This window comes from Sphingomonas longa (assembly GCF_016892685.1).
Taxonomy (GTDB): domain Bacteria; phylum Pseudomonadota; class Alphaproteobacteria; order Sphingomonadales; family Sphingomonadaceae; genus Sphingomonas; species Sphingomonas longa.
This window is the reverse complement of the sequence record NZ_JAFEMC010000004.1, coordinates 152,886-177,583: the sequence shown is the minus strand read 5'-3', so window position 1 is coordinate 177,583 and position 24,698 is coordinate 152,886. Positions and strand designations below refer to the sequence as shown.

Annotated in this window: 30 protein-coding genes; 14 read left to right on the top strand and 16 right to left on the bottom strand. The window is 66.2% G+C overall.

Annotated elements, in window-relative coordinates:
* Nucleotides 1–136: 136 nt before the first annotated feature.
* A complete protein-coding gene (locus ILT43_RS14150) occupies nt 137–970 on the top strand; it encodes a PEPxxWA-CTERM sorting domain-containing protein (protein WP_204199627.1) in 834 nt (277 codons plus the stop codon).
* Nucleotides 971–1,089: 119 nt separating this feature from the next.
* Here the strand turns inward: ILT43_RS14150 and ILT43_RS14145 are convergent, their stop codons facing one another.
* The gene (locus ILT43_RS14145; RefSeq protein ID WP_204199626.1) at nt 1,090–1,497 is read right to left on the bottom strand and encodes a hypothetical protein; all 408 of its coding nucleotides are present in this window, start codon (nt 1,495–1,497) and stop codon (nt 1,090–1,092) included.
* A gap of 335 nt (nt 1,498–1,832) precedes the next feature.
* Between ILT43_RS14145 and ILT43_RS14140 the strand changes: the two genes are divergently transcribed.
* The 5 genes from ILT43_RS14140 (at nt 1,833) to queE (ending at nt 6,519) form a co-directional block, all read left to right on the top strand.
* On the top strand, nt 1,833–3,023 hold the full coding sequence (locus tag ILT43_RS14140) for an acetylornithine transaminase (RefSeq protein ID WP_204199625.1): 1,191 nt from the start codon (nt 1,833–1,835) through the stop codon (nt 3,021–3,023).
* Nucleotides 3,024–3,152: 129 nt separating this feature from the next.
* Entirely contained in the window at nt 3,153–4,070 is a 918-nt protein-coding gene (argF, locus tag ILT43_RS14135; RefSeq protein WP_204199624.1) for an ornithine carbamoyltransferase, read from the top strand.
* 31 nt (nt 4,071–4,101) lie between these two features.
* Nucleotides 4,102–5,016, top strand: coding sequence for an Hsp33 family molecular chaperone HslO (hslO, locus tag ILT43_RS14130; protein WP_204199623.1), 915 nt, complete (start codon nt 4,102–4,104; stop codon nt 5,014–5,016).
* 154 nt (nt 5,017–5,170) lie between these two features.
* Nucleotides 5,171–5,890: a 7-cyano-7-deazaguanine synthase QueC gene (gene queC / locus ILT43_RS14125; RefSeq protein WP_204199622.1), complete on the top strand. Its 720-nt coding sequence runs from the start codon at nt 5,171–5,173 to the stop codon at nt 5,888–5,890.
* Nucleotides 5,887–6,519 carry a 7-carboxy-7-deazaguanine synthase gene (gene queE, locus ILT43_RS14120; protein WP_204199621.1) on the top strand — a complete coding sequence of 211 codons (633 nt, stop codon included), beginning with the start codon at nt 5,887–5,889 and terminating at the stop codon, nt 6,517–6,519. The genes queC and queE overlap by 4 nt, the downstream gene beginning before the upstream one ends.
* A gap of 316 nt (nt 6,520–6,835) precedes the next feature.
* Here the strand turns inward: queE and ILT43_RS14115 are convergent, their stop codons facing one another.
* The 3 genes from ILT43_RS14115 to lipB all read right to left on the bottom strand — a co-directional run bounded on the left by ILT43_RS14115 (nt 6,836) and on the right by lipB (nt 8,842).
* Nucleotides 6,836–7,582 (bottom strand): hypothetical protein, encoded by a 747-nt coding sequence (locus tag ILT43_RS14115; RefSeq protein ID WP_239474838.1) that lies wholly within the window; start codon nt 7,580–7,582, stop codon nt 6,836–6,838.
* 237 nt (nt 7,583–7,819) lie between these two features.
* The gene (locus ILT43_RS14110) at nt 7,820–8,083 is read right to left on the bottom strand and encodes a hypothetical protein (protein ID WP_204199619.1); all 264 of its coding nucleotides are present in this window, start codon (nt 8,081–8,083) and stop codon (nt 7,820–7,822) included.
* A 90-nt stretch (nt 8,084–8,173) separates the two neighbouring features.
* A complete protein-coding gene (gene lipB, locus ILT43_RS14105; RefSeq protein ID WP_204199618.1) occupies nt 8,174–8,842 on the bottom strand; it encodes a lipoyl(octanoyl) transferase LipB in 669 nt (222 codons plus the stop codon).
* A 102-nt stretch (nt 8,843–8,944) separates the two neighbouring features.
* On the opposite strand from lipB, the gene ILT43_RS14100 reads away from it, so the two are divergent.
* Nucleotides 8,945–9,742, top strand: coding sequence for a hypothetical protein (locus tag ILT43_RS14100; protein WP_204199617.1), 798 nt, complete (start codon nt 8,945–8,947; stop codon nt 9,740–9,742).
* Between the two features lie 3 nt (nt 9,743–9,745).
* Here the strand turns inward: ILT43_RS14100 and ILT43_RS14095 are convergent, their stop codons facing one another.
* The 3 genes from ILT43_RS14095 to ILT43_RS14085 are packed head-to-tail and all read right to left on the bottom strand — an operon-like array spanning nt 9,746 to nt 11,664.
* Nucleotides 9,746–10,330 (bottom strand): GNAT family N-acetyltransferase, encoded by a 585-nt coding sequence (locus ILT43_RS14095; RefSeq protein ID WP_204199616.1) that lies wholly within the window; start codon nt 10,328–10,330, stop codon nt 9,746–9,748.
* A gap of 4 nt (nt 10,331–10,334) precedes the next feature.
* Nucleotides 10,335–11,177 (bottom strand): oxygen-dependent coproporphyrinogen oxidase, encoded by an 843-nt coding sequence (gene hemF / locus ILT43_RS14090; RefSeq protein WP_211534534.1) that lies wholly within the window; start codon nt 11,175–11,177, stop codon nt 10,335–10,337.
* 40 nt (nt 11,178–11,217) lie between these two features.
* Nucleotides 11,218–11,664 (bottom strand): tRNA (cytidine(34)-2'-O)-methyltransferase, encoded by a 447-nt coding sequence (locus ILT43_RS14085; protein WP_204199615.1) that lies wholly within the window; start codon nt 11,662–11,664, stop codon nt 11,218–11,220.
* 177 nt (nt 11,665–11,841) lie between these two features.
* Between ILT43_RS14085 and petA the strand changes: the two genes are divergently transcribed.
* From petA to ILT43_RS14065, 4 genes are all read left to right on the top strand, one after another.
* Nucleotides 11,842–12,426: a ubiquinol-cytochrome c reductase iron-sulfur subunit gene (gene petA, locus ILT43_RS14080; protein ID WP_204199614.1), complete on the top strand. Its 585-nt coding sequence runs from the start codon at nt 11,842–11,844 to the stop codon at nt 12,424–12,426.
* A gap of 10 nt (nt 12,427–12,436) precedes the next feature.
* The gene (locus tag ILT43_RS14075; protein ID WP_204199613.1) at nt 12,437–13,723 is read left to right on the top strand and encodes a cytochrome b; all 1,287 of its coding nucleotides are present in this window, start codon (nt 12,437–12,439) and stop codon (nt 13,721–13,723) included.
* An 18-nt stretch (nt 13,724–13,741) separates the two neighbouring features.
* On the top strand, nt 13,742–14,590 hold the full coding sequence (locus ILT43_RS14070; protein ID WP_211534533.1) for a cytochrome c1: 849 nt from the start codon (nt 13,742–13,744) through the stop codon (nt 14,588–14,590).
* Between the two features lie 81 nt (nt 14,591–14,671).
* On the top strand, nt 14,672–15,202 hold the full coding sequence (locus ILT43_RS14065) for an adenine phosphoribosyltransferase (RefSeq protein ID WP_204199612.1): 531 nt from the start codon (nt 14,672–14,674) through the stop codon (nt 15,200–15,202).
* 200 nt (nt 15,203–15,402) lie between these two features.
* Here ILT43_RS14065 and ILT43_RS14060 read toward each other — a convergent pair whose 3' ends face one another.
* Nucleotides 15,403–16,188, bottom strand: coding sequence for a hypothetical protein (locus tag ILT43_RS14060; protein ID WP_204199611.1), 786 nt, complete (start codon nt 16,186–16,188; stop codon nt 15,403–15,405).
* A 167-nt stretch (nt 16,189–16,355) separates the two neighbouring features.
* Here ILT43_RS14060 and ILT43_RS14055 point away from each other — a divergent pair, with 167 nt between their 5' ends.
* Entirely contained in the window at nt 16,356–16,958 is a 603-nt protein-coding gene (locus tag ILT43_RS14055; RefSeq protein WP_204199610.1) for a hypothetical protein, read from the top strand.
* Nucleotides 16,959–17,014: 56 nt separating this feature from the next.
* On the opposite strand, the gene ILT43_RS14050 is transcribed toward ILT43_RS14055, so the two are convergent.
* The 6 genes from ILT43_RS14050 to ILT43_RS14025 all read right to left on the bottom strand — a co-directional run bounded on the left by ILT43_RS14050 (nt 17,015) and on the right by ILT43_RS14025 (nt 21,756).
* A complete protein-coding gene (locus ILT43_RS14050; RefSeq protein WP_204199609.1) occupies nt 17,015–17,464 on the bottom strand; it encodes a MaoC family dehydratase in 450 nt (149 codons plus the stop codon).
* Nucleotides 17,465–17,530: 66 nt separating this feature from the next.
* Nucleotides 17,531–18,226, bottom strand: coding sequence for an HAD family hydrolase (locus ILT43_RS14045; protein WP_204199608.1), 696 nt, complete (start codon nt 18,224–18,226; stop codon nt 17,531–17,533).
* Nucleotides 18,227–18,257: 31 nt separating this feature from the next.
* Nucleotides 18,258–19,358, bottom strand: coding sequence for a redox-regulated ATPase YchF (gene ychF, locus ILT43_RS14040; protein WP_204199607.1), 1,101 nt, complete (start codon nt 19,356–19,358; stop codon nt 18,258–18,260).
* Between the two features lie 85 nt (nt 19,359–19,443).
* Nucleotides 19,444–20,685, bottom strand: coding sequence for a DUF2254 domain-containing protein (locus ILT43_RS14035; protein WP_204199606.1), 1,242 nt, complete (start codon nt 20,683–20,685; stop codon nt 19,444–19,446).
* A 46-nt stretch (nt 20,686–20,731) separates the two neighbouring features.
* A complete protein-coding gene (locus tag ILT43_RS14030) occupies nt 20,732–21,334 on the bottom strand; it encodes a TIGR02466 family protein (RefSeq protein WP_204199605.1) in 603 nt (200 codons plus the stop codon).
* A gap of 53 nt (nt 21,335–21,387) precedes the next feature.
* Complete coding sequence (locus tag ILT43_RS14025) at nt 21,388–21,756, bottom strand: hypothetical protein (protein WP_204199604.1); 369 nt, start codon at nt 21,754–21,756, stop codon at nt 21,388–21,390.
* Between the two features lie 147 nt (nt 21,757–21,903).
* Between ILT43_RS14025 and ILT43_RS14020 the strand changes: the two genes are divergently transcribed.
* Together ILT43_RS14020 and ILT43_RS14015 are read left to right on the top strand one after the other, a co-directional pair.
* Complete coding sequence (locus ILT43_RS14020; RefSeq protein ID WP_204199603.1) at nt 21,904–22,350, top strand: hypothetical protein; 447 nt, start codon at nt 21,904–21,906, stop codon at nt 22,348–22,350.
* A 185-nt stretch (nt 22,351–22,535) separates the two neighbouring features.
* A complete protein-coding gene (locus tag ILT43_RS14015; protein ID WP_239474836.1) occupies nt 22,536–23,105 on the top strand; it encodes an FxDxF family PEP-CTERM protein in 570 nt (189 codons plus the stop codon).
* A gap of 117 nt (nt 23,106–23,222) precedes the next feature.
* Here the strand turns inward: ILT43_RS14015 and ILT43_RS14010 are convergent, their stop codons facing one another.
* Complete coding sequence (locus ILT43_RS14010; protein ID WP_204199601.1) at nt 23,223–23,915, bottom strand: FCD domain-containing protein; 693 nt, start codon at nt 23,913–23,915, stop codon at nt 23,223–23,225.
* Nucleotides 23,912–24,661 carry a helix-turn-helix transcriptional regulator gene (locus ILT43_RS14005; RefSeq protein WP_204199600.1) on the bottom strand — a complete coding sequence of 250 codons (750 nt, stop codon included), beginning with the start codon at nt 24,659–24,661 and terminating at the stop codon, nt 23,912–23,914. The genes ILT43_RS14010 and ILT43_RS14005 overlap by 4 nt, the downstream gene beginning before the upstream one ends.
* Nucleotides 24,662–24,698: the final 37 nt, after the last annotated feature.

Genomic DNA, 24,698 nt, shown 5'->3' with positions numbered 1-24,698 from the left:
AATGAAACCAGCGCGCGTCCCTAGCGCACGCGCCGGCGCACGCGCCATGCTCTATGTCCGGCATCGGGACGTTAACCCCAAATTGACACTTGTTCGGGACTCGTCTTAGCGTCCGCCCAAACGGGGGATGATTCTGATGCGTAAGATGTTTGCGGCGCTCGCCTTTGCCACGACCCTTCTGACCGGGGCGGCCGATGCCGGAACGCTGGTCGTGGGTGGCGACACCACGCCGACCTTTTCGCTGAATGCCTTTGATGCGGGCAACACGGGTAACCGCGCCTTCTACGACAATGTGCGCGGCGCGGCGACGCGCGTGGTAATTTCGGAGCGCAGCTTTTCGCCTCCGGGTTTCCCCAGCTTCGTCAACGCCAATCTCGCGAATTTCTACCGCGAAACGGCCGGCGTCGACGTCGTCCAGACGGCGGGCGACATCACTACGGACATCCTCGCCGGCACGGGCCTGCTGGTGCTCCAGTTCCGCAACGACGCCTTCGCCGGCGACGAGATGATGGCGATCGAGCGCTATGTGCGCAGCGGCGGCAGCCTGTTGCTGGTCGGCGAGGCGTCGTTTATCAACAGCACCTTACCCGCTCCCGCCTTCACCGAAGGATCGCAAGCGAACGCGATCGCCAACGGGTTGCTCGCCGGCATCGGTTCCTCGATCCGTCTGAACGACGATACCATCGGCATCGTCGCCCCGACTGTCGCCACCGGCGCGGCGATCGCCAGCGATCCGCTGACCGCCGGCGTCACCAGCTTCCGCTACGGCGCGGCGACCTCGGTGTCGGGCGGCAAGGCCCTCTTCTTCGCTCCTGACGCCAGCGGCACCCTGAAGCCGTTCTTCGCCACCGAGATGCTCGACGCGATCGCCGTCGTCCCCGAACCTACGACCTGGGCGATGATGATCGTCGGCGTCGGCCTCGTCGGCGGCGCGACCCGCCGTCGCCGGAGCGCGCCCGCACTCGCCTGAAGCGTCGGGTACGGGCCTTTAGCGCTGGCGATTTAGGCGCGCCACGACGAGAGCGACCCGTCAGACAACGGTGCCCGTACCGTAAGCGCCGGTGAACCTTCAGGTAAGGGCGATCTGGCTCACTTGCCGCGACGGCAGGTCAGATAGCGTCCCTTCATGCCGACCTCGGCGGTTTCGCCGCTGGCGAGGTCGATGGATGCGTTGCCGCGCTTGGTGCCCACGATGATCCTCGCGGGACCGGACACGCGGCAGGCGATGGCCGCTCTCTCCTGCTGACACGCTTTCTCCAGCGCTTGCTCCGCCGTCGATCCCTCGATCGGCTGCACCTGAAACGTCGCACCGGTCGTACCGCCGAACAGGGCCGCTCCCACGCCGCCCAGCATGTTCGCGCGCCAACTGCCATCGCTCTGCTGTTTGAGCCCCGTCTGCGCGGCCAGTCGCGCGCAGGCCCCGCCGGCATCGGTGGTCTGAGCAGGGGCCGAAGCCGCGGCGACCAAGGCGACCAGCGCCAGCATCGTTTTCAACACCGAACAGCTCCCCGAATTACTCGGCGCGGTGTTGCGGGTGAAAGACGACGGCTGCCAGTAAAATTCGCCGCCTGCGGCGTCCTACGCACGGTGCCTGATCTATATCCTGTACGTTGTAGACGGATCGCATCTGGCAGCCCTTCCGGGTCCGTTGTTCCACCCTCTATGGAATGGTCTGGCTCCACGCGGTCTCCCGTGACCTTTGCGAACATTCGCCAGTTCCACTGGTTTCGCCGGGCAATACCCGGTGTTGACGCCCCGCCACCGCCCCCGGTATCGTCTAGTCGGGCGGTCCGGTTCGGGGCCGCCCTTTGCTGTTTGAAGGAGTCGTCGTCGTGACCATCACCCCCCTGATGCCCGTCTATCCGCGGTGCGGGGTGCGTCCGGTCCGAGGCGAGGGCGTCTACCTGTACGGGGAGGACGGGCAGCAGTATCTCGACTTCGCCAGCGGCATCGCGGTCAACGCGCTCGGCCACGGCCACCCGCATCTGGTGAAGGCGATCGCGGATCAGGCGGCGACGCTGATGCACGTGTCGAACCTCTATGGCAGCCCGCAGGGAGAGCATTTGGCGCAACGGCTGGTCGACACGACCTTCGCCGACACGGTGTTCTTCACCAATTCGGGTGCCGAAGCGGTCGAGTGCGCGATCAAGACCGCGCGCCGCTATCATTTCGCGGGCGGCGATCCGGAGCGTCATACCCTCATCACCTTCAACAACGCGTTCCACGGCCGCACGCTGGGGACGATCTCCGCCACCAATCAGGCGAAGATGCGCGACGGCTTCGAGCCGCTGCTGCCCGGCTTCCAATACGCGCCGTTCAACGATCTCGCCGCCGCGCTGGCGTTGGTCGGTGACAACACCGCCGGCTTCCTCGTCGAGCCGATCCAGGGAGAGGGCGGCCTGATGGCGGGTAGCGAGGAGTTCCTGCGCGGCTTGCGCGCGGCCTGCGACGAGCACGGCCTGCTGCTGGTGCTGGACGAGGTCCAGTGCGGCTACGGGCGCACCGGCAAGTTCTTCGCGCACGAACTCTACGGCATCACGCCCGACATCATGGCGGTGGCGAAGGGTATCGGCGGCGGCTTCCCGCTCGGCGCTTGCCTCGCCACCGAAGAGGCGGCGCGCGGCATGGTCGCGGGCACGCACGGCTCGACCTATGGCGGCAACCCGCTGGCAATGGCGGCGGGCGAGGCGGTGCTGGACGTGATCCATGGCGAAGGCTTCCTCGATCACGTCACGCAGATGGGCGAGCGGCTGCGCGCCTCGCTCGAACAGATGATCCCCAATCACGATCACCTGTTTCAGGAGGTGCGCGGGCGCGGGCTGATGCTCGGGCTGAAGCTGAAGAGCGACAGCCGCCGCTTCGTCGCGCATTGCCGCGATCATCACGGGCTGCTGACCGTGGCGGCGGGCGACAACGTCGTCCGCGTCCTGCCGCCGCTGGTGATCGACGACAGCCATGTCGCGGAATTCACGCAGAAACTGTCGGATGCAGCGCGGGTGTATGTCCCCGTCAGCGATGATTGAAACGCTCCTCCCCTGGAAGGGGAGGTGGCAGGCGCAGCCTGACGGAGGGGTGTCTCGCGTCGTAACGGAGGGTTTCACCCCTCCGTCGCGCTTCGCGCGCCACCTCCCCTTGCAGGGGAGGACTAGATAATGCCGCATTTCCTGAACTTGACCGATGCGGGCGCCGACGGCGTCGCGGCGATGCTGGCCGACGCGCTGGATCGCAAGGCCGCCCGCGCCGGCTGGCCCAAGGGCATGGTCGATGCCGACGCGCCGCTCGCCGGTCGCGTGCTGGCAATGGTGTTCGAAAAGAACTCCACCCGCACCCGCGTGTCGTTCGACATGGCGATCCGCCAGCTCGGCGGCACCTCGATCGTCATGGACGCCGGGTCGATGCAGCTCGGGCGCGGCGAAAGCGTCGCCGACACCGCACGTATCCTGTCGGGCTATGCCGACGCGATCATGATCCGCACCGACGATCATGCCAAGATCGAGGAGATGGCGGCGCATGCTTCCGTCCCGGTCATCAACGGCCTGACCGACGCGTCGCATCCGTGCCAGATCATGGCCGATCTGCTGACGATCCTCGAAACCGGCCGCGCGCTGCCCGGCCTCAAGGTCGCGTGGCTCGGCGACGGCAACAATGTGCTGGCCTCGATCGTCGAGGCCGCGTCGCTGATGCAGTTCGACGTCGTCGCCGCCTGTCCGCCCGGCTTCGCCCCTGCGGAGCAGGCGATCGCCGCCGCCTCTGGCCGCGCCCTCGTCGTCACCGATCCGTACGACGCGGTGGCGGATGCCGACATCGTCGTCACCGACACGTGGATTTCGATGGGCCAGTTGCATGCCGAGGAGAAGCTGGCGGCGCTTGCCCCTTATCAGGTCGATGCCGCGCTGATGGCCGCTGCGAAGCCCGGTGCGGCGTTCCTCCACTGCCTGCCCGCGCACCGTGGCGAGGAAGTCACGACGGAGGTGATCGACGGTCCGCAGTCGCTGATCTGGCAGGAGGCGGAGAACCGTCTTCACGCGCAGAAGTCGGTGTTGCGCTGGTGCTTCGGTCAGATCGGTTGATCGCTGCCGCCGCGTCCCCACATCGGGCCGCATGCACGACATGACCGATACTCTCGACCGCGCACTCGGTTTCGCGATCCCGGAGCGGCACGCCCGCGGCCGGATCGTGCGGCTCGGCCCGACGCTCGACACCATATTGGCGGCGCACGCCTATCCGCCCGCAATCGAGGCATTGCTCGCGGAGGCGCTGACCCTGTGTGCGCTGATGGGGTCGACGTTGAAGGACGGGGACGCTCAGTTAACGATGCAGACGCGGTCGGAGACGGGCGTCGTGCAGCTGCTGGTGTGCGACTACCGCGCCGGCGAGTTGCGCGGGTACATCCAGTACGATGCCGATCGTCTCGCCGAGGCGCCGGAGCAGCCGACGCTGTTTGCCCTGTTCGGCAAGGGGTACCTCGCGATCACGTTCGACATGGCGACCACCGGCGAGCGGTATCAGGGTATTGTCCCGCTCGACGGTGAGACGCTGGCCGCCGCCGCGCAAAGCTATTTCGTGCAATCCGAACAGATACCTACGCTGGTCCGGGTGGGCATGGCGCGTCGGCCGGACGGGTCGCTGGTGTCCGGTGGCCTGCTCCTTCAGCATCTGCCGGAGGGGGAGGAGGGTCGCGAGCGCCTGCACACCAAGCTCGACCATCCGGAATGGGAGCATGTCGCCGCGCTGGGCGCGACGATGGGTGTCGACGAACTCGCCGATCCGGCTTTGCCGCTGGAGACGCTGGTCTGGCGATTGTTCAACGAAGAGAGCGAGATCCGCGTCCTTGCCGGGCAAGAGCTTTCGCGCGGCTGTCGCTGCACGCCGGAGCATATTCTGGGCGTGCTGGCGAAATTTTCCGTCGAGGATCGGCAGGAGATGGCCGATGACAAAGGCGTCATCGCCGTCGACTGTGCCTTCTGCGCGACAACCTTTCCGGTAAATGCCTCCGATCTTGCCCCGGTTCGTTAACCATATCGTAACGTTACTGCCGTTATGAAGCGGATGTGCTTCTTGATTGCAGCATGGTTTTCTCCCTCGATGGGCTCGGCCCATACACCTCCAAGGGCCGCGGACGTCGCGGCCCTTTCTTTTTGGGGAAGAGCGGAGTAGCCGCCCGCGGATCATGACAGTCTCGAATCTCACGTCTTCCCCTGCGGCGACGGGGTCGCTCGCCGTGGCCCTGGTGTCCGGCGGCCTCGATTCGCTGGTCGCCGCCGCCCGCGCTCGGGAGGATGGCCACCGCCTCCTCGCCCTGTCGGTCGACTACAACCAGCGCCACCGCGTCGAACTCGCCGCCGCGGCGCGCGTCGCGACGATGCTGGGCGCCGAGCGCCATGTCGTCCTGCCGCTCGACCTGTCCGCGTTCGGCGGCTCCGCGCTGACCGCCGACATCGCCGTGCCAAAGGGCGGCGTCGAACCGGGCATCCCGGTTACCTACGTCCCCGCCCGCAATACCATCTTCCTCAGCCTGTCACTCGGCTGGGCGGAGGCAGCGGGCGCACGCGACCTCTATATCGGCGTCAACGCGCTCGATTACTCCGGCTATCCGGACTGCCGCCCCGAATTCATCCGCGCCTTCGAAGGGCTGGCCGAACTCGCCACCAAAGCCGGCGTCGAGGGCGAACGGTTCCGCATCCAGGCCCCGCTCCAGCACATGAGCAAGGCCGACATCGTCCGCGAGGGCGTACGCCTCGGTCTCGACATGGGCGTGAGCTGGTCCTGCTACGATCCGGTCAAAGGTGCTGACGGAGAGGACCTGCATTGCGGCCTCTGCGACAGTTGCCGCCTGCGATCGAAGGGGTTCGAGCAGGCGGGCGTCGTCGATCCGACCCGCTACGCATGACCTATGCGGTCAAGGAGATGTTCCTGACGCTGCAGGGGGAGGGCGTCAACGCGGGCGCGCGGGCGGTGTTCGTGCGGTTCGCGGGCTGTAACCTGTGGTCGGGCCGCGAGCAGGATCGCGCAACCGCGGTTTGCCGGTTTTGCGACACCGATTTTGTCGGAACGGATGGACTCGGCGGCGGCAAGTTCGCCGATGCCGATGCGCTCGCCGCGGCGGTTGCGGATCATTGGGGCGAGGACCTCGAGCGACGTTTCGTGGTCTTGACCGGTGGCGAACCCATGCTCCAGATCGACGATGCGATTGTCGAGGCGCTGCACGCCAGAGGTTTCCGGATCGCGGTCGAGAGCAACGGCACCTTGTCCGTGCATCCCGGCATCGACTGGATCTGTATCAGTCCCAAGGCTGGCAGTGACGTCGTGCAACGATCCGGCGACGAGCTGAAGCTGGTCTGGCCGCAGGCGGGGATCGATCCGCTCGCACTGGAGGATTGGGGATTCGCGCATCATCTCGTGCAGCCGCTCGACGACCCGCAGGCGGACGCCAACCGCGATGCATGCGTGGCGCTGGCAATGGCACGCCCCCGCTGGCGGCTATCGCTCCAGACCCACAAATATCTGGGGCTGCGGTAGGGCGGCGGTTATATGTCCCCGCGAAGGCGGGGACACAGGACTAGGCTCCCGCCTTCGCGGGAGCACTTGGATGCCGGGCATCGGTCCGAAATCGCGCCGCTGCCTGTGTCACCGAGCCCTCTCCGGTGAAGGTCAGAGTACAGTTGGGCAGCGTTCTCGGTCGATGACCAGCGTCATTCCTACCGGACCCCGACCTTTACCGGGGTGGCAGAAAAGGTCGTGCAACGATCTCCGCGGAGGAGAGATTAGGAGGGGGGCTTCTTGCAAGCGAACCGCCAGCAATCTCGCCCCCATTCCGTCCGCGAGGAAGTGACCGTCAGCGCGAGGCAGACACCACCGGTGCGGGCTGCGCCACCACTGGCGCGGGCGCCGCCGCGATCGTGGTCGCCGCCATGGGCCACGTCAGCGGGCCGCACTTCTTGTCCTGCCAGCGTGCCTTCTTGTCCCAGCACAGCGCGTCGAGGCGCGGGGTCGTCGCGCGATCGAAACCAATCGATCGTGGGAAATGCTGCTCGCCATAGGGTGTCAGGCTGTTGCGCAATTCCTTCATCCGCGTCTGAGCCAGGGACGACAGGCCACCGCGCGGGCTGAACAGCGCATCCCGTCCAATCGAATTGGCAGTGCGGCAGAAACCGTATTGCGATGCGACGGTCGCAAAGCTGGAATAGGTACGGGTTCCGAACTGGTCGAGCGCACCCTGCGCAGCGCGAGGCACCTTGTTGGTGCGCTGGAAATACTTCGTCAGCGTCGTCCAGGATTTGGCCAGCTCTTCCTTGTGATCGGTCAGGATGGCGTTGTAGTTCCCCACTGTCAGCAGCGTCGGCTCGAACTGGCACTGCAACGCGGCGACATTCAGCGCAGACCGCATCGTCCAGACCAGCGCCGCCTGCGTCTCGTCCGCCGTCGCGCCCGGCAGCGGCTGCATCATGCCCGGCTCGTCGCCGCGCACGGCATCGCCGGCATATTGGAAACTGCGCAGGAAGAACTGCGCGGATGCCGGTGCCGCCACCAGCCCACTCGTCGCCGCGATCGCAAAAGCCGCGATCCGAACCGCCCCCATCATATTCGTCACCCCGAAGGCTCCCACAGAAGCAATATGCGCCGGAATCTACCGCATTCGTGCGGATCGCGCATCCGGAATTAACGATAACGATCGACCGAACGAGTCAGGCGCGCGACGAACGGCCGGTCGCAAGCGGAACGATTGCAGTTCCAGAGCGCGGCGGGGCTTACTGACATGAAAAGGGCCGCCCGGTTGCCCGGACGGCCCTTCTCGCATCATGTAATCCCCGACGGGAAATTACATCATGTTGTTCGACATCGCGGTGTCGTTCGACATCATCGTGTCGTTCGCCATCATCGTGTCGTTGGCCATCATGCCACCGTTCGAAGCGCCGTCGACGGCGGTCATGTTGTCGGTCATGGTGTCCATGCCCTCGGTGGCGTTCATGTCGGTGACCATCGTGTTGTCGGTGGTCTCGGTCTTCGGACCGCAAGCGGCGACCGCGAGCGCGGCGCCGGCGATCATCGAGCCGGTCAGGACCTTGGAGAGGATTGCACGCATTTTGGAAGCTCCCTAGATAGAGGATTTGGTTTGGCCTGTTGCCGTTAACACCCAAATCGACGTAGACATTAACTGGATATCACTGCGCCCTCAAGCCACGATTTCGGCGGCACAAGAAAGAGTTTCGAGAAACCCTGACGCGGTCAACGCCAGGGCGGCGTCAAAGGTTTCCAAGGGGATAGCGCGACCCAGCGCAGCCAGACTGGTGACCGGGTACTCCGGCAGTCCGCACGGGACGATTCCGCCGAAGTGGCTGAGATCGGGTGAAACGTTGACCGAAAAGCCGTGCAGCGTGACCCAACGCTTCACCCGCACGCCGATCGCGCCGATCTTCGCCTCCCGCCCCTCGCGGTCGATCGTCCAGATGCCGACGCGCCCGTCCGCGCGAAACGCATCGACTCCGACCTGCTTCAGCGCGGCGATCACCCATCCCTCCAGGGCGTGCACGAAGCATCGCACGTCGCGGCCCCGCTTGTTGAGGTCGAGCACCAGATAGCCGACCCGCTGGCCGGGGCCATGATAGGTGTATTTGCCGCCGCGTCCGGTCGGCACGACAGGAAAACGCGCATCGATCAGGTCGCCCGCCACCGCGCTGGTGCCCGCAGTGTAGACCGGCGCATGTTCCAGCAGCCACACCAGTTCGTTCGCCGTGCCGGCGACGACGGCAGCGGCGCGAGCCTCCATCTCCGCCAGCGCGTCGGGATAGGGGATCAGGCCGGTACTGTGCCGCCACTCGGGCGCGGGAAGATCGCTGGACATCGCGGTCGCATCTGGCGCGGAGCGCTGGCCCTTGCAAGCTGGCGGGTGCGTGCGTGCTTCGCTATGCGGGTCGGAACACGGGGAAATGGAGTTACGGGCGGCATGGTCAGCATGGGCAATGTCTGGGATCGCACGGTCGAGGTCCTGCGAGGGCGGGCGAGCATCCTGGCGTCGATCGCGGGCATCGGCATCCTGCTGCCCTCGGTCCTGCGCGACCTGATCGGGCTGGTGGCACCGACCTCATCCGGCCTGTACGCGCTGATCGGCCTGCTGGCGCTGGTCGCGACCGTGTGGGCGCAGCTGGCGATGCTGGCGGTCGCGACCGATCCCGCGACCGACCGGGCGGAGGCGAGCCGGCTCGCGCTGTCCCGCCTCGGCGTAGCGCTGGGCGTGGTGATCCTGCTCGGGCTGGCGTTCGCCCTGTTGTTCATCCCGGCGGTCATCGCCTTGGCGCAGAGCGGCGTGGACTATTCGACCGGTGCCATCGACCCGACGACGATTCCCGCGGGGCTGCGTAGCTTCCTGACGATCTACTTCCTGCTGTTCTTCGCCGCGGCCTTCTGGCTCGGCGCGCGCCTGCTGCTGCTGAACGCAGTGATCCTGCGGGAGCGTCTGGGGCTGGGCGCGATCATGCGGTCGGTACGGCTGACCCGCGGCGCGACGTGGCGGATCATCGGCGTGATGCTGCTGTTCGTGATCCTTCTGCTTGTCTGCGCCGGCGCAGTCCAGGTGGTGATCGGACTGATGCTGCGGCTGCTGCTGGGTGCAGGCTCGATCGCGACGGTCGCGTTCCTCGCCAGTCTGGTCGCATCGATCGTCACGACGGCGTTCAGCGTCGTTGCCGCGGCGTTCACCGCGCAGCTCTACGTCGCCGCGCGCGAGGGGCAGGACGGGGCGTAGGCGTCAGCCCAGCAACGGAACCTGAGGCGCGGCGTCGCGTGGCAGGATCCCGCTGACGCGGGGATCCGGGAACGTCTCGGTCGTGCGTTTGATCGCGACGAAGCCATGCCGCCGGTAGAAGCCCAGCGCGGTCGGGTGGTCCAGCGTGCAGGTATGCACCCAGACGCGTGACACATCCGGCCGCCATGCGCGCATCAGCGCCTCCGCCATCAGCCAGTTGCCGTGACCCTTGCCGGCGAGTTCGGGGACCAACCCGACATAGCCGAGCTCGCACGCACCGGTGGTACGGTGATCCAGTTCCAGCATACCGACCTCCACGCCGGCACGGTCGATCACGGCAAATATTGTGATGCCTAGATCGTGGATGATCGCGGTCAGCGCCCGGTCGTCCAGGACCAACCGCGAAAACCATAGCCAAGGCGAGCCGACACGGCGGAACAGCGCCCGGTAACGCTCGGGGGCGGGCGACGGCCAGTGGATCAGCCGAAAGGGAGAGACTGGAAGGGGGCGCAGGGGAGGGCGGCGCGTCATTTCCAGCGTCGTGACGATCGTCGCGACGTGATCGTCCGGGACGGCGGTCAGACCCACTCGATCACTCCCAGGTCGCGAGGGGGGGCAAGCTCATCAGGATCGCATCGATGTTGCCGCCGGTTTTCAGCCCGAACAGCGTCCCGCGATCGTAGACGAGGTTGAACTCGGCATAGCGCCCCCGCCACGCACGCATCGCTGCGACATCGGCATCCGTGAAGGTGTCGTGCATGCGGCGGCGGACGATGCGCGGGTAGGTGGCGAGGAATGCCTCTCCCACGTTGCGGACGAAGGCGAAATCACGATCGAACCCGTGTTCCAGATGGTCGAAGAATATCCCGCCGACGCCGCGGTGGACCTTTCGATGCGGCAACCAGAAATACTCGTCCGCCCATTGCTTGAAGCGCGGATAGTAATCCGCGTCGTGCGCGTCGCATGCCGCCTTCAGCGTGGCGTGGAAATCCTCGGTGTCCTCCACGACGGGCAAGGGCGGGTTGAGGTCGGCGCCGCCGCCGAACCACCGCTTCGTCGTTGCCAGGAACCGGCAGTTCATGTGCACCGCCGGCACGCGCGGGTTCGCCATGTGCGCCACGAGGCTGATGCCGGTGGCGAAGAAGCGCGGATCCTCCGCCGCGCCGTTGATCGAGCGGGCGAAATCCCCTTCCAGCGTGCCGCCGACGGTCGAGACGTTGACGCCGACCTTTTCGAAGACGCGACCCTTCATCACGCCGCGCACGCCGCCGCCGCCGGGCCCACCCGACGGGTCGACCCGGTCCCACGTGAAATAGTCGAACGCGGCGTCCGAACCTGCCTCGCGCTCGATCGCCTCGAACGCCGTGCAGATGCGGGTGCGGAGCGATTCGAACCAGTCGCGGGCGGTCTGTTGTTCGGCGTCGAGCGTCAGCATGGCGCGGCCGCTAGCAAATCCCGTGCGAGTACGGGAGCGGTCAAATTGTCCAACCCGTCTGGCGTAACGCCTCGGCGAGCACGATTCCGCCTGCTACCGCAACGTTGAGCGATCGGAAGCCCGGTCGCATGGGGATCGCGACACGCAGGTCGGCACGGTCGTGGACGGCCTCCGGCACGCCGGCGCCTTCCGATCCCAACAGCAGCACGTCGTCCGTGCGGAAGCTCGCGTCGGGCAGCGGGACCGCCCCCTTCGTCGTCAGCAGCACGATCCGTCCCGCGACCTGCCGCTCGAACGCCGTCCAATCGGCATGTCGCACCACATCGGCGGTGCGGGCGTAGTCCATCCCGGCGCGTGCGAGCGCGCGATCACCCCAGGGAAAGCCCATCGGTTCGATCAGGTCGATGCCGACACCGAAGCAGGCGGCGGTGCGGATCAGGGTGCCGACATTGCCCGCAATGTCGGGTTCGTGGAGGGCGAGGCGCATCCCGCGGCGATAACCCACGCGGCTCGCCGGGCAAAATGCTGTTGGCAAATCCGTGTTACGGCGGCTAACAGGGCGGCGGGCTCGCCGTGGGGACGGTATGGGGCCCGGCGGGCGATACGCAGCCGGATGGCGCGGTTTTCCGTGAAATATACGGGTTCTGAGCAAGGGTTCAGGTGAATGGCGACTGTCGACGATAGGCTTCCTCCGGGCGAAGACCCCACGCTTCTGCACGAGGAGGTTCATGATCCGCGCCGTCGCGACTTCATCAACATCGCCGCCGTCTCGTTCGCGGGCGTCGGTGCGGTCGCGATCGTCCTGCCGCTGGTCAACCAGATGAACCCCTCCGCCGATGTGCTCGCGCAGTCGACGACGGAGATCGACATCTCCAAGATCGAGCCCGGTCAGGCAGTGAAGTCGTCGTTCCGCAAGCAACCGTTGTTCGTGCGCAACCTGACGCCGGCGGAGATCGCCGAGGCGAACAAGGTCCCCGTGAACAGCCTGCGCGATCCGCAGACCCTGGCCGAGCGGACCAAGCCCGGCAAGGAGAACTGGCTGATCACGCTGGGCGTCTGCACCCATCTCGGCTGCGTGCCGCTGGGCGCGGGCGAGGGCGAGAACAAGGGGCCGTTCGGCGGCTATTTCTGCCCGTGCCACGGTTCGGCCTACGACACCGCCGCGCGCATCCGTCAGGGACCTGCGCCGCGGAACCTCGAAGTGCCGCCGTACAATTTCAATTCCGACACCGTCGTGACGGTGGGTTGAGGTCGCCGATATGAGCTTTCCCTGGGCCAAGCAGTACGAGCCGAAGCAGCCGCTGATGCGGTGGCTCGACGAGAAGCTTCCCGTTCCGCGTCTGGTCTACAACGCGGTCGGCGCGGGCTATCCGGTGCCGCGCAACCTCAACTATTTCTGGAACTTCGGCGTGCTCGCGGGCGCGGCGCTCGGCATCCAGATCATCACCGGCATCGTGCTGGCGATGCACTATGCCGCCAATGCCGGCGTCGCCTTCGGGTCGGTCGAGGGCATCATGCGTGATGTCAACGCGGGCTGGTTCCTGCGCTACGCGCACGCCAACGGCGCGTCGATGTTCCTGCTGGTCGTCTACATCCATATCGCCCGCGGCCTCTATTACGGGTCGTACAAGGCGCCGCGAGAGATGGTGTGGCTGCTCGGCGTGACCATCTTCCTGCTGATGATGGCGACGGCGTTCATGGGCTACGTTCTTCCCTGGGGTCAGATGTCGTTCTGGGGCGCGCAGGTCATCACCGGCTTCTTCTCGGCTATTCCGCTGGTCGGCGAGACGATCCGCATCTGGCTGCTGGGCGGCTATGCGCCGGACAACGCCGCGCTGAACCGCTTCTTCTCGCTCCACTATCTGCTGCCGTTCGTGACCGCGGGCGTCATCATCCTGCACATCTGGGCGCTGCACATTCCGGGTTCGAACAACCCGACCGGCGTCGACGTGAAGGGCGAGCAGGACACCGTGCCGTTCCACCCCTACTACACCGCCAAGGACGCGGTCGGGCTGGGCGTGTTCATGCTGATCTTCGCGCTGCTGATCTTCTTCAGCCCGAACCTGCTGGGTCACCCCGACAACTACATCGAGGCGAATCCGCTCTCGACGCCCGCGCACATCGTGCCCGAATGGTACTTCCTGCCGTTCTACGCGATCCTCAAGAGCTTCACCGCGGACTTCATCCTGCCGGCGAAGCTGTGGGGCGTGCTGGCGATGTTCGGGTCGATCCTGCTGCTGTTCTTCCTGCCCTGGCTGGATAGCTCACCGGTCCGTTCGGCGAACTATCGTCCGAAGTACCGTGCGTTCCTGATCGTGCTGCTGTTCGACGTGCTGCTGCTCGGCTACGTCGGCGGTGCGGAGGCGAACGCCCGCAACGTGGTGCTCGGCCAGATCGGCAGCGCCTATTACTTCCTGCACTTCCTCGTGATCCTGCCGCTGGTCGCCGCGTCGGAGCGGCCCCGTCCGCTGCCCAACTCGATCACCGAGGCGGTGCTGGAGAAGCACGCAGGTACGAGCCCGGCCAAGACCGCGCTGGCGAACTGATAAGGACTGACACGCATCATGGTTCGCTTCATCGCAATGCTGGTCGGCGCGGCGTTCACGTTCGTGCTCGCCCTCGCTCTCTGGGGCACGGTATCGACCGCGATCACCGATCCCGCTCCGGAGTCGGCCGAGCACGTCTTCCACCTTCATCCGAAGGATGCGGAGCTGTCGTCGGCGGGCTTCTTCGGCAAGTTCGACAATCGTCAGGTCCAGCGCGGCTTCCAGGTCTTCAAGGAAGTCTGCGCCGCCTGCCACTCGCTGAAGTATGTTGCCTTCCGCGATCTCGCCGAGATCGGCTATTCCGAGGCCGAGGTAAAGGCGATCGCCGGTCAGTGGGTGATCGAGCAGCCATCGGTGAATCCGGACACGGGTGAAGCCGCGACGCGCAAGAACGTCGCGTCGGATCGCTTCCCGTCTCCGTTCGCGAACGAGGTCGCTGCCCGCGCCGCCAACAACAACGCGCTGCCGCCAGACCTGTCGCTGATCGCCAAGGCGCGTCATGACGGTGCGAACTACGTCTATTCGCTGGTCGGACCGGACGGTTACCGTCCGCAGCCGGCGGCGCTGGTGAAGGAGTTCCCGGGCGCGAAGACGCCGCCGGGCCTGCACTACAACCCGTATTTCGCGAACCTCAACATCGCGATGCCGCCGCCGCTGACCGCAGACGGTCAGGTCACCTACACCGACGGAACGAAGGCGACGCGCGACCAGATGTCGAAAGACGTCTCGGCGTTCCTGACTTGGACCGCAGAGCCGAAGCTGGAGTCGCGCCACGGTGCGGGTCTGGCTGCAGTGATCTTCATCGCGATCTTCTGCTTCCTGGCATGGGGCGCCTACCAGAACGTCTGGCGCGACGTGAAGCATTGATCGGACCGGCCTAAGGCCGCGATCGAACAGGGGGCGGGGCCGGTGGCTCCGCCCTTTTTGCTTGAGGCGAAGGAGATGGCGATGAACGAAGATCTGAAGGCGCTGATCCGCACCATTCCGGATTTTCCGAAGCCGGGTATCCAGTTCCGCGACATCACCACGCTGCTGCTCGACGCGCACGGGTTGGCGACGGCGGTCGATCGGATGGCGGCGGCTGCGCCGGAACCCATCGACCTCGTCGCCGGGATCGAGGCGCGCGGCTTCCTGTTCGCGGCGGCTCTCGCCGTGCCGTTGAAGGCGGGCTGCCTGCTGATCCGCAAGGACGGTAAGCTGCCGGGCGCGACGATCGCGGAGGATTACGCGCTCGAATATGGCGAAGACCGAATCGCGATGCACGCCGACGCCTGCGCGCCGGGTGCCCGCGTCCTGCTGGTCGACGACCTGATTGCCACTGGCGGCACCGCCCGCGCCGCCGTCCGCCTGCTCCGCAAGGCCGGTGCGGAGGTGGTGCAGGCGCAATTCCTGATCGACTTGCCCGATCTGGGCGGCGCGGGCGCATTGGCGGCGGACGGCGTTCCGGTCGCCTCGCTGTTGGCGTTTCCGGGGCACTGACTGGTTTCCGTCTGGCGCAGGGCCGACGACGGATTATGTGCCCCGGCCCTCTAGAGCAGCTAGGCAAAGAGGCGCAATCTTCGCACGGACGGGTCCGAAAGGCGGGAGCTTCAACCCGACGCCTTTCCGGTCTGGCCTTCGTCCGCGCCGACGAAGCGTGCAACCCGGTCTGCGTCCATGCGATCGAACCCGCACGTCGGTCAGTGCGTAATCGCTGGCGCGGCTGCCGTCGTACCGCCGCCCAGTTGATAGGTCGCGTCCCATAATTGTTCGGCATTCTTGTCGAACGTGATGCCCGCCACCGCAGGCCGCGGCGGGCCGCTGTCATGTTCGCGACATCCGTCGCTTTCGCACGTCCACGCCGTTCCGCCGATGCCGATGACATTGATCGACACGGTCTGCCTCCGCGGCATCAGCGACCCGGCGGTGATGATCTTCCGATCTCCAAAGATCGCGGGCGTGCGCGTGGCATGGACGTTGCCGACGAGGATCAGGACGAGGTCGCGGTCGTTCTTCGGAATGGCGGTCCATGACGTCGCCATTGCCGCGTCGCGGGTTTGTCCGGGCGGCGTCGAACGCCCCACATCCGACGCGACGACGCCGGTGATCGTGCCGGACTGCTTCATCACCCGCAGCGTGTTCCAGAGTCGCAGAAAAGCGATGCTGCTCCGACCGTCCTGGGATTCTTTGCTCCAGATCAGCAGGGTGAGCAGCGCCAATCGTGCCGCGGTGTCACCGTTGGATGCCAGCCATGCGTCGATCACGGCCTGCCCATCCGCCGGATATTCCAGCGCGACCGTCACGGAGCGGCCGGTCGCCGCCGCGAGGCAGACGAGATTGGCGAAGGCGTCGGGCGTTTCGTTGGTGCCGTGGAGCTCGCCGGCGATGACCCAGCGCGTGGACGCGCTCCATAGTCGATCCGCCCCTGCGACCGGAATGCAGGGCGCGGCCGTGGCACCGACCAAAGGAGCGAGCATCGCAATCATGCCGGTAAATCTCCCGAGGGAAGCGGCAGGTGTCGCATGATGCCAGCAGAGCTTCAATCCCTTGGCGCGCCATGAACGGCCTAAACGGAACGAGAGCCCCCGCCTCTCGTTACATCATCACTGGCGGCGCGTTTTCGCCGCGAGCCTCATGTACGGGAGGTTCCATCATGTTCCTGAAGCGTCTCGGCCTCGTCGGCATCCTCGCCGGTCTGGGCATAGGATTGTCCGCCTGCGCGGACGGATATGGCTATGGCGGCATCGATGCCGGCTATGGCAGCGCCGGCTATTACGACGGCTACGGGGCCGGCTATCCGGGGTATGGCTATGCCGGCGGTTATGCGCCGAGCTATTTCGGCTGGTACGGCGACTATTATTATCCCGGTACGGGCGTGTACGTCTACGACCGCAACCGCCGGGCGCACCGGTGGAACGACCGCCAGCGCAGCTACTGGTCGGGACGTCGGGGCAATGGCCGGATCCGGGACAACTGGGCCGACTTCCGTCGCGACTACCGTAGCGAGCGTCGCGATTATCGCGGCGATCTGCGGCAGAACCGTCAGGCCTATCGCGACGGTACGATCGACCGCGGCCAGTTCCGCGACGGTCGCCGCGCCGCCCGCCAGGAGTTCCGCCGGGACGTGAACCGCCAATATCGCCAGACCCAGCGTGAGAACCGCGGCGTACGGCAGGGCGGCGGCGTTGGTGATCGGCCCGCGCGATCGGGCTTTGGCGCACGTGGTGGTGGGCGGGGTGCCCGCAACGCGCAGTGATGAGCCACCGATCCGGGCGTGACCCTACCCGGTGATCCAGCCGGTCATTTGGGGGTTCAGTCGGCGGGTCGCGTCCGGATCAGCCCGTTGGAGATGAAGCGCAGCACGGCGACATCGTCCTGGTTGAACACCGTCATCCGGGATTTGTAGAGGCCCATCTCCGGCCGACTGGCGGATCGCCGCTTTTCGGTCACTTCCGCTTCGCAGCGCAGCGTGTCACCGGGATAGACGGGCTTGAGCCATTTGAGTTCGTCGATGCCGGGGGAGCCGAGGCCGGCCTCTTCGCGTCCCTTCAGGTCCTCAACGATCATCGCCATGGTCATCGCACAGGTGTGCCAGCCCGAGGCGGACAGCCGGCCGAAATGCGTCTTCGCGGCGGCCTCGTCCGACAGATGAAAGGGTTGCGGATCGTATTTGGACGCAAACTCGGTCACCTCCTCGCGCGTGACGGCGTAGGAGCCGAAGGCGCGTCGGGCGCCGACCTCGATATCCTCGAACCAATGCATGCGCGCTCCTATTCCGGTACGGACGTCATCGGGCAAACCGAGGGCGGGGACAAGCGCAGGAGCGTGTCAGGCGATCGCGTCGATCCAGTCGGGAAGGTCGCCGAGCCGGGTGAGACGGCGGTAGCGCGGGTGATCGAACGGCTCCCGGCCCTGTTCGTGCGACCAGCCGCCCGGCTGGGGCGCGAACGCGGCCCATGCACCGGCGTCGAGCGCGGGAAGCACGTCGGAGCGCATCGAATCGCCGGCCATGACCGCATGTTCGGGTGCGACGCCGTACCGTTCGAACAGGCGCAGAAACGTGTCGGGTGTCTTATCGCTGACGATCTCGACGCCCGCAAACCGCTCGCCCAGACCGGATGCGGCTAGTTTCGCCTCCTGATGGAGCAGGTCGCCCTTGGTCACCAGCACCAGCCGGCCCCGCCGGGCCAGCGCGTCGAGCGTCGCGGCGATGCCGTCGAGCAACTCGACCGGGTGCGCCAGCAGGCGGCGACCGGCGGCGAGGATGTCGGACACGACCGAAACCGGCAGATCGTCGCCGACGAGTTCGATCGCGGTTTCGATCATCGACAGCGTAAAGCTTTTCGCGCCGTAGCCATAGTGGCGCAAGTTCGCGATCTCGCACCGTTCCAGCGCGGCGCGCGCCGCCTCGTCGTCGGTGAACGGCGCGAGCATGGCCGTGAACGCCGCCTCCGTTTCCGCAAAGAAGCGCATGTTGTGCCACAACGTGTCGTCGGCATCGAGGCAGATGAGGTCGATGGGCATCGCTGTGTGGTCCTCTATCGGCTCCGGCTGCTCACACGTTGAAGCGGAACAGCATCACGTCCCCGTCCTGCACGACATATTCCTTGCCCTCGGCGCGCAGCTTGCCGGCATCGCGTGCGCCGGTTTCGCCGCCCAGCGCGACGTAGTCGTCGAAAGCGATCGTCTCGGCACGGATGAAGCCGCGTTCGAAGTCGGAGTGGATCGCGCCCGCCGCCTGCGGGGCCCTGGCGCCGACATCGACGGTCCAGGCGCGGGCTTCCTTGGGACCGACGGTGAAGAAGGTCAGCAGGTGCAGCAGTTTGTAGCCGGCGCGGATGACGCGGGCGAGGCCGGTTTCGGATAGGCCGAGTTCGGACAGGAACTCGCCGCGGTCCTCGGCGGGCATCGTCGCGATCTCGGCTTCGATGGCGGCCGAGACGACGACGGCTTCGGCTCCCTCCGCCTTGGCCTTTTCGAAGACGCGCGCGCTGAAGGCGTTGCCGTCGGCGGCGTTGGCCTCGTCGACGTTGCAAACGTACAGGACGGGCTTGGCGGTGAGCAACTGCGCGGCGGCGAAGACGCGCTGCTCCTCGGCGTCCTTGATGTCCGTCAGGCGGGCCGGCTTGCCCTCGCGCAGCAGATCGAGCGCGCGGCCGAGGACGACGGCCCCCAGCTTGGCCTCCTTGTCGCCCTGCTGGCCCTTCTTGGCGAGATTGGGGACGCGCTTTTCGAGGCTTTCCAGGTCTGCGAGCATCAACTCGGTCTCGACCGTCTCCGCATCGGCGATCGGGTCGACCTTGCCCTCGACGTGGGTGACATCGCCATCCTCGAAACAGCGCAGGACGTGGACGATCGCATCCACCTCGCGGATGTTGCCGAGGAACTGGTTGCCGAGCCCCTCGCCCTTGGATGCGCCGCGGACGAGGCCGGCGATGTCGACGAACGCCAGCTGCGTTTCGATGATCTTCGCGGAGCCGGCGATCGCCGCCAGCTTCTGCAAACGGTCGTCGGGCACGGCGACGTTGCCGACATTCGGTTCGATCGTGCAGAACGGATAATTGGCCGCCTGTGCCGCCGCCGTCTCGGTCAGTGCATTGAAGAGGGTGGACTTGCCCACATTGGGCAGGCCCACGATGCCGCAGCGGAAACCCATGCGTCGTTCCTGGGATTTGTGAGGATCAGCGTGCGCCGTTACGCCAGCAGCCGGGATATGACCAGCCCGCGGTCACGCGTCGGCGTCAGGTCCACAAGGCAGCGTGGGCGGCGCTGAAGGCCATTCGGTCGCCATCCTCGTCGATCGCACGCGCCGCACGATGGGCGAGGCCATCGGCGAAACCGTGAATCGGTGCACGCGCCTGTGGCAGCTGTGCGGCGAGGGCGGCGAGCGTTTTCGTAAGGCGGATCATCACTTCGACCGAACTGGCGCCGTCGCGGGCAATCGGCCGGAACGCGTCGACCAGCATCGTCGCGACGTCGTGGCTCGGCACGTACACCGATGCGCGTCCGGCCAGCACTTCCGGCGAGGGTCGTTCGGGTGGCAGGCATTCAAGGACCCGATGCAGGGCGTTCAGCACCTCGATCGCGGTGCCGGGGTCGTTGACGGCGGGGGACAGCGCGCGGCTGCCGATTTCCGACAGCGCGATCAAGCCGAGCCGTGGGTCCTGATCGAAGCTGCGATGGCGCTCCACAGTGAAGGCGCGGCGGAGCGTGTCCTGTACGACATCGTCGGCGGCACCCTCGATCCGGAGCAGCGCGCGGTTGGGATGCACGAGCGTGCCGGGCAGCGCGACGACGTGGATGGTGATGCCGGCATCGGTCGCGCACTTGCCGAGCGCGGCGATGTCGATGTGCGCGACATAGCCCACCGTCTCACAGTTCAGCGACGCGGCGTCATCCGGGATCGTCACCGGCGGTCGTGCGCCCATGAAGGGGGCGGCGGCGAAGGCGGTCATCGTCTTCGTCGCGGCATCCTCGACACGGTCGATCACGTCGGCCATGCGGCCGAAGGCGGTGATGTGCGCGATCCAGCGCAGCAGCGTCACCACGACGACGGCGACCACCAGCACGGTGCCGCCGAACAGGATGATCCGTCCCTCCTCCCCATACGCGCTCGTCTGCAAGCCGATGATGCCGACGACGGAGAACACGAACGCGCCGAGGAACGTGGACAGCGCGTTCTGCGAGGTCGGGTCGCTGATCATCAGCTGCGTCGCGCGCGGCGTCGCCAATTGGGTCGCGGAGGAATAGGCGCTGACCATGGCCGTCAACGAGAAGGTCGTCACCGCCAGCATGCTGGACGCCATGATCTGGAGGATCGTGCCGACCGAGTCCTGCCCGACCTCTCCGCCGAAGCGGTAGGGGAGGTAGGGGCCGATCAGGGCGGCGGCGACGGCCAGCGCTATGCTCAGGGCGCTGATGACGGCGGCGCGGAACCAGATTTGCCGGACGACCCGGCTGAGAACCCACGACCATTGCCCCATCGATCACTCCCTTTCGCCGCCAACGCGCGGCCGGCGGGAGTCGGGCTCAGCGATAGTTGAAGCTGATGCTGATCCGGTCGCCCTTCGCCCCGTTTGGCACCACTTCGTGCCGCAGCCAGCTTTCCCAAAGCAGGATCGTGCCGACATCGGGCTGGATCGTCTCGAACGTGCGCGATCCCTCCGGCGCATCGGCGCGACGGGGCGGGGCGGCCATCAGCATCGGCAGTCGGGGGTCTTCCAGCTTCAGGCCGCCGGCACCTTCAGGCACGGCGATGTAAACGGTGCCGGACACGACGCTGTGCGGGTGGAGGTGGGCCGAGTGATGGCCGCCGGGCTTCATGAGGTTGACCCACAGGCTGTCGAGTTTCAGCCGCTTGCCGCCGAGATCGAACGCACACGCCTCCGCGAATTTTGAGACGTGACGGTCGAGGACGCGCTTCAGGTCGGCAAAGGCGGGATCGCGCTGGGGCAGATCGTTGAGCGAGGCGTAGCTGGTGTAGCCGCGATAGCCGTGCTCCTTCGACCAGCGTCGCCCGGCCCCGTCGTCGGCAGCCAGCGCGCGGACAGAATGATCCAGATCGGCGAGCAGCGCCGCGTCGTCGAGTTCGGCGCGGTATAGCAGCGTGGGAAACAGCGCGCGGACGGTCATGCCGGCGACCTGCCCCGCGGATCGGCTCGCGTCAATCGCCGGCGTGGCGCCGATCAGCGGGCGGTGAAAGCCGGCAAGGCGCGCATCATGCCCGCGACGAATTCACGCGCGGCATCGGGGGCGACGAGTGCAGCCGCGGCGGTGCGAGCGGTGCCGATCCGGTCGGCGCGGGCCAGCCGCCAGAGAGACAGCACGACCGCCTCCGTCTCCTCGACGGTGGCGTGGCAGGGGCGCTGGAACACCATCGTCTCAGACGAGCCGCGGTCGAGCGCGCGCATCGCGTCGTCGAACGGCTCGCCGTCCGGACCGGCGGGTGCGTGCCCGGCGAGCGTCAGGGCATGAACCCAGCGGCGCGTGGCATTCAGAACCCGCGCTTCGAAGGCAGGAAGGTCGGCGACGGGACGGTCGATCAGATCGTACATGCCAGCTCCGGAGCGACCAACTGCCGCTAATGAGAATGCCTCTCACTAAAAGCTGGCCGGTTAAGAGTCAATTACGATCAGACGAACCAATGCGCGGTTCGCCGCGCCTATAAACCGGCTCGCGATGTATTGAAGCTATCGGGGCGAATGGACATTTCGCTGCCTCTCGCTGCCCTGAACGATCATCAGAACCGCGTACTGGACGTGCTCGCGCGAAGCTGTGCATGCGTCGCCGAAGGGCCGGACGCGGTAGAAGCGCGATCGGCGACCTTACGCGCCGAGATGGCGACGGTGTTGGGCGACTATCAGGTGTTCAAGCACGAGCGAATCTTCAACCCCGCCCTGACGCACGCGGATCCAGGACTGGCGGGGTTGGCGCGCGAGATGAAGGTGGAGTGCATCGCGGCAGGGGAGACGTTTCGCGCCCATCTTCAGGGTTGGCGCGTGGAGGATATTCGAGGGGCTTGGACAAATTATCAGGCCACCGCGCGACTGACCATCAACCAACTTCGACGGCATATCGATCGGGAGGCGGAGGGAATAACGGTGTTGTTGACCGCCCTGGAGGCGACATCATCACGCACTGAGCCGTGAACAATAGATAAAGCAACGATGAATTAGCGTTCATTAACCATACCTTGTGAGCGATTGATGGTTACTGCCCTTGTGAGCATTTCACCCGACCGGTAATTGAGATTCCGAAGGTATTTTGGGGTGCGAAAAGGCGCTGAGCCTAATCCCCCTATTTTTCGCCTTAGGCGTTAGTAAGGGTGAGTGGCATGATTAATTTACCAAAATTACTTGGAGCTGCAGTTGCGGCGATGTTAATGATGCCGGCTGCTGCCGGTGCGGTGACGACGAACGTCGGCACACCGTTCAACAAGTTTTCGACCATCGCATCGAGCGGGACGTTCGGTAACAATGGCGGGCTGGCGAATCGCAATTTCATCAATACCTTCACGTTCGTCATTACGCGCGCGGGTGATCTGGCGGCCGATTTCACCAACTCGGCGTCACGCAACAATTCGAACGGTGATATCGATTTCACATCCGCTAGGCTGACCGGCGGATCGCTGGGTACACCATTGTCATTCAGGCGCTTGCTGGGCGAACCGGTATCGATGACCGAGGCGTGGGCACTTGCGCAGCCCCAACGGATCGCGGCCGGGACATACACCTTGACGATCGCCGGCCGGGCTTACGGGGCGGCATCGACCTTTTCGGGCAATTTCAACGTGGCCGCAGTGCCGGAACCCGCCACCTGGGCCATGATGATCGCCGGCGTAGGCATGGCCGGCGGCGCCCTCCGTCGCCGCCGCGTTACGAAGGCGGAGTTCCGCTGGGCCTGAGGCATTCCCAAAGGATTACGGAGAGACGCGCCGCCGGAATCAGGAGGTTCCGGCGGCATAACTCCGTGCCAGTGCGCTCATGTCGGCGCAGAGCGATCATCGACGAGGCAGAAGCGGTTACAGGACGGCCCCAATGGCGGTGTCGAAATGGGCGTTCATCAGCAGGATCGCGCCTTCGGCATCCCGATCTCCGATGGCGCAGGCAATTTCCGCATGACGATGCAGGACGATACGCCGGGCTTCGTCGGTGTCGCGTGTCTTCCACGCCAGCGGCACGGCCTCCACCATCAACGGTTCGAAGGAGCGCACGATCTGGAGGAACAGCGCGTTGCCACTGGCGCGCGCCACTGCCTGATGAAAGACGATGTCGTGGCGGGTGACGGCAGCGATGTCAGGAGCGTTCGCCATCGCCGTCGCCGCAGCCAGGATGATCGCCGCATCCTCGTCGGAGCGGCGGGCTGCGGCGAGTTCGACGGTGCGCAGCTCCAGCGTTCGGCGGACGTCCCACACCTCTGCCACGGAAACCTGCGCGGTCGAGACCGCGTGATCGAGCGACGTGCCCATTACCGAGCCGTCGATTGCCCCGACGCGGGCGCGGCGGCCATTGCCGACATCCAGCAGGCGCAGCGCAGCGAGCGCGCCGAACGCTTCGCGCATCACCGCGCGGCTGACGCCCAGCTCGATTGCGAACTGGCCTTCCCCGGGCAGCGTGTCGCCGACCTTCAGATCGTGGTCGCGGATATGGTCGCGGATGCGGCGGACCGCAAAATCGACGAGGGAGCCGCTTTCGTCCAGACGCGCCGCCCTCACGCCGCCAGCTCCAGCGCGCGCAGACGGGTTGGGGCAAGACCGAACCGGCGCGTGAAGGCGCGGCTGAAGCTGGCGTTGTTCCGGTAGCCGCAGCGATAGCCGATCGAGGATACCGGCAGGTCGGTAGCGAGCAGCAGGCCGTGCGCGCCGTGCAACCGACGGTCGGCGATGGTGGTGGCGACGGTGGAGTTGAAGAGGGTGCGGAAGCCGCGTGTGAGCTTTGCGCGGTTGAGGCCGCAGGCGCGGGCGATGGAATCGAGCGTCAGTTTCTCCTGCCAGCGCTCGTCGATCAGGCGGCGGGCGGCGACCAGCCGCGCGGCGTCGAGTTCGGAAAGCTCGCCCGATCCGTCGGCGGGGACCAGGTCGTCCAGCCGCGCGAAGGTGGCGCAGAGCAGTTCGATGCTCTTGGCCAGCCGCATAGTGTGGCAGGCGGGTTCGGGAAAAGGGCAATCGCGCACGGCGAGCACCAGCGTGCGCAACTCGCTGGGCAGGTGCCAGGCGGCGGGCGCATCGGGCAGGGCACCGAACAGGCGGCGGCAGGCGGCGGCGCTGACCGACAAGATGACGGTGGCATCCGTGTCGGCCCCTTCGCCGTAACGGCAGACCGGCGGGTGATCGGCATCGCCAAGCTGAAAGCGCAGCGTCACCGCATCGGCGGGTCCATGATCGTCAGCGACAGGCCCGCTGCCGACGAAGGCCAGCATCTCCGGTGAAACGTCGATCCGTTGTTTGCACGCGACCGCCATGATCCTCTCCTTATCGGACCATCATGCACCTTTATGA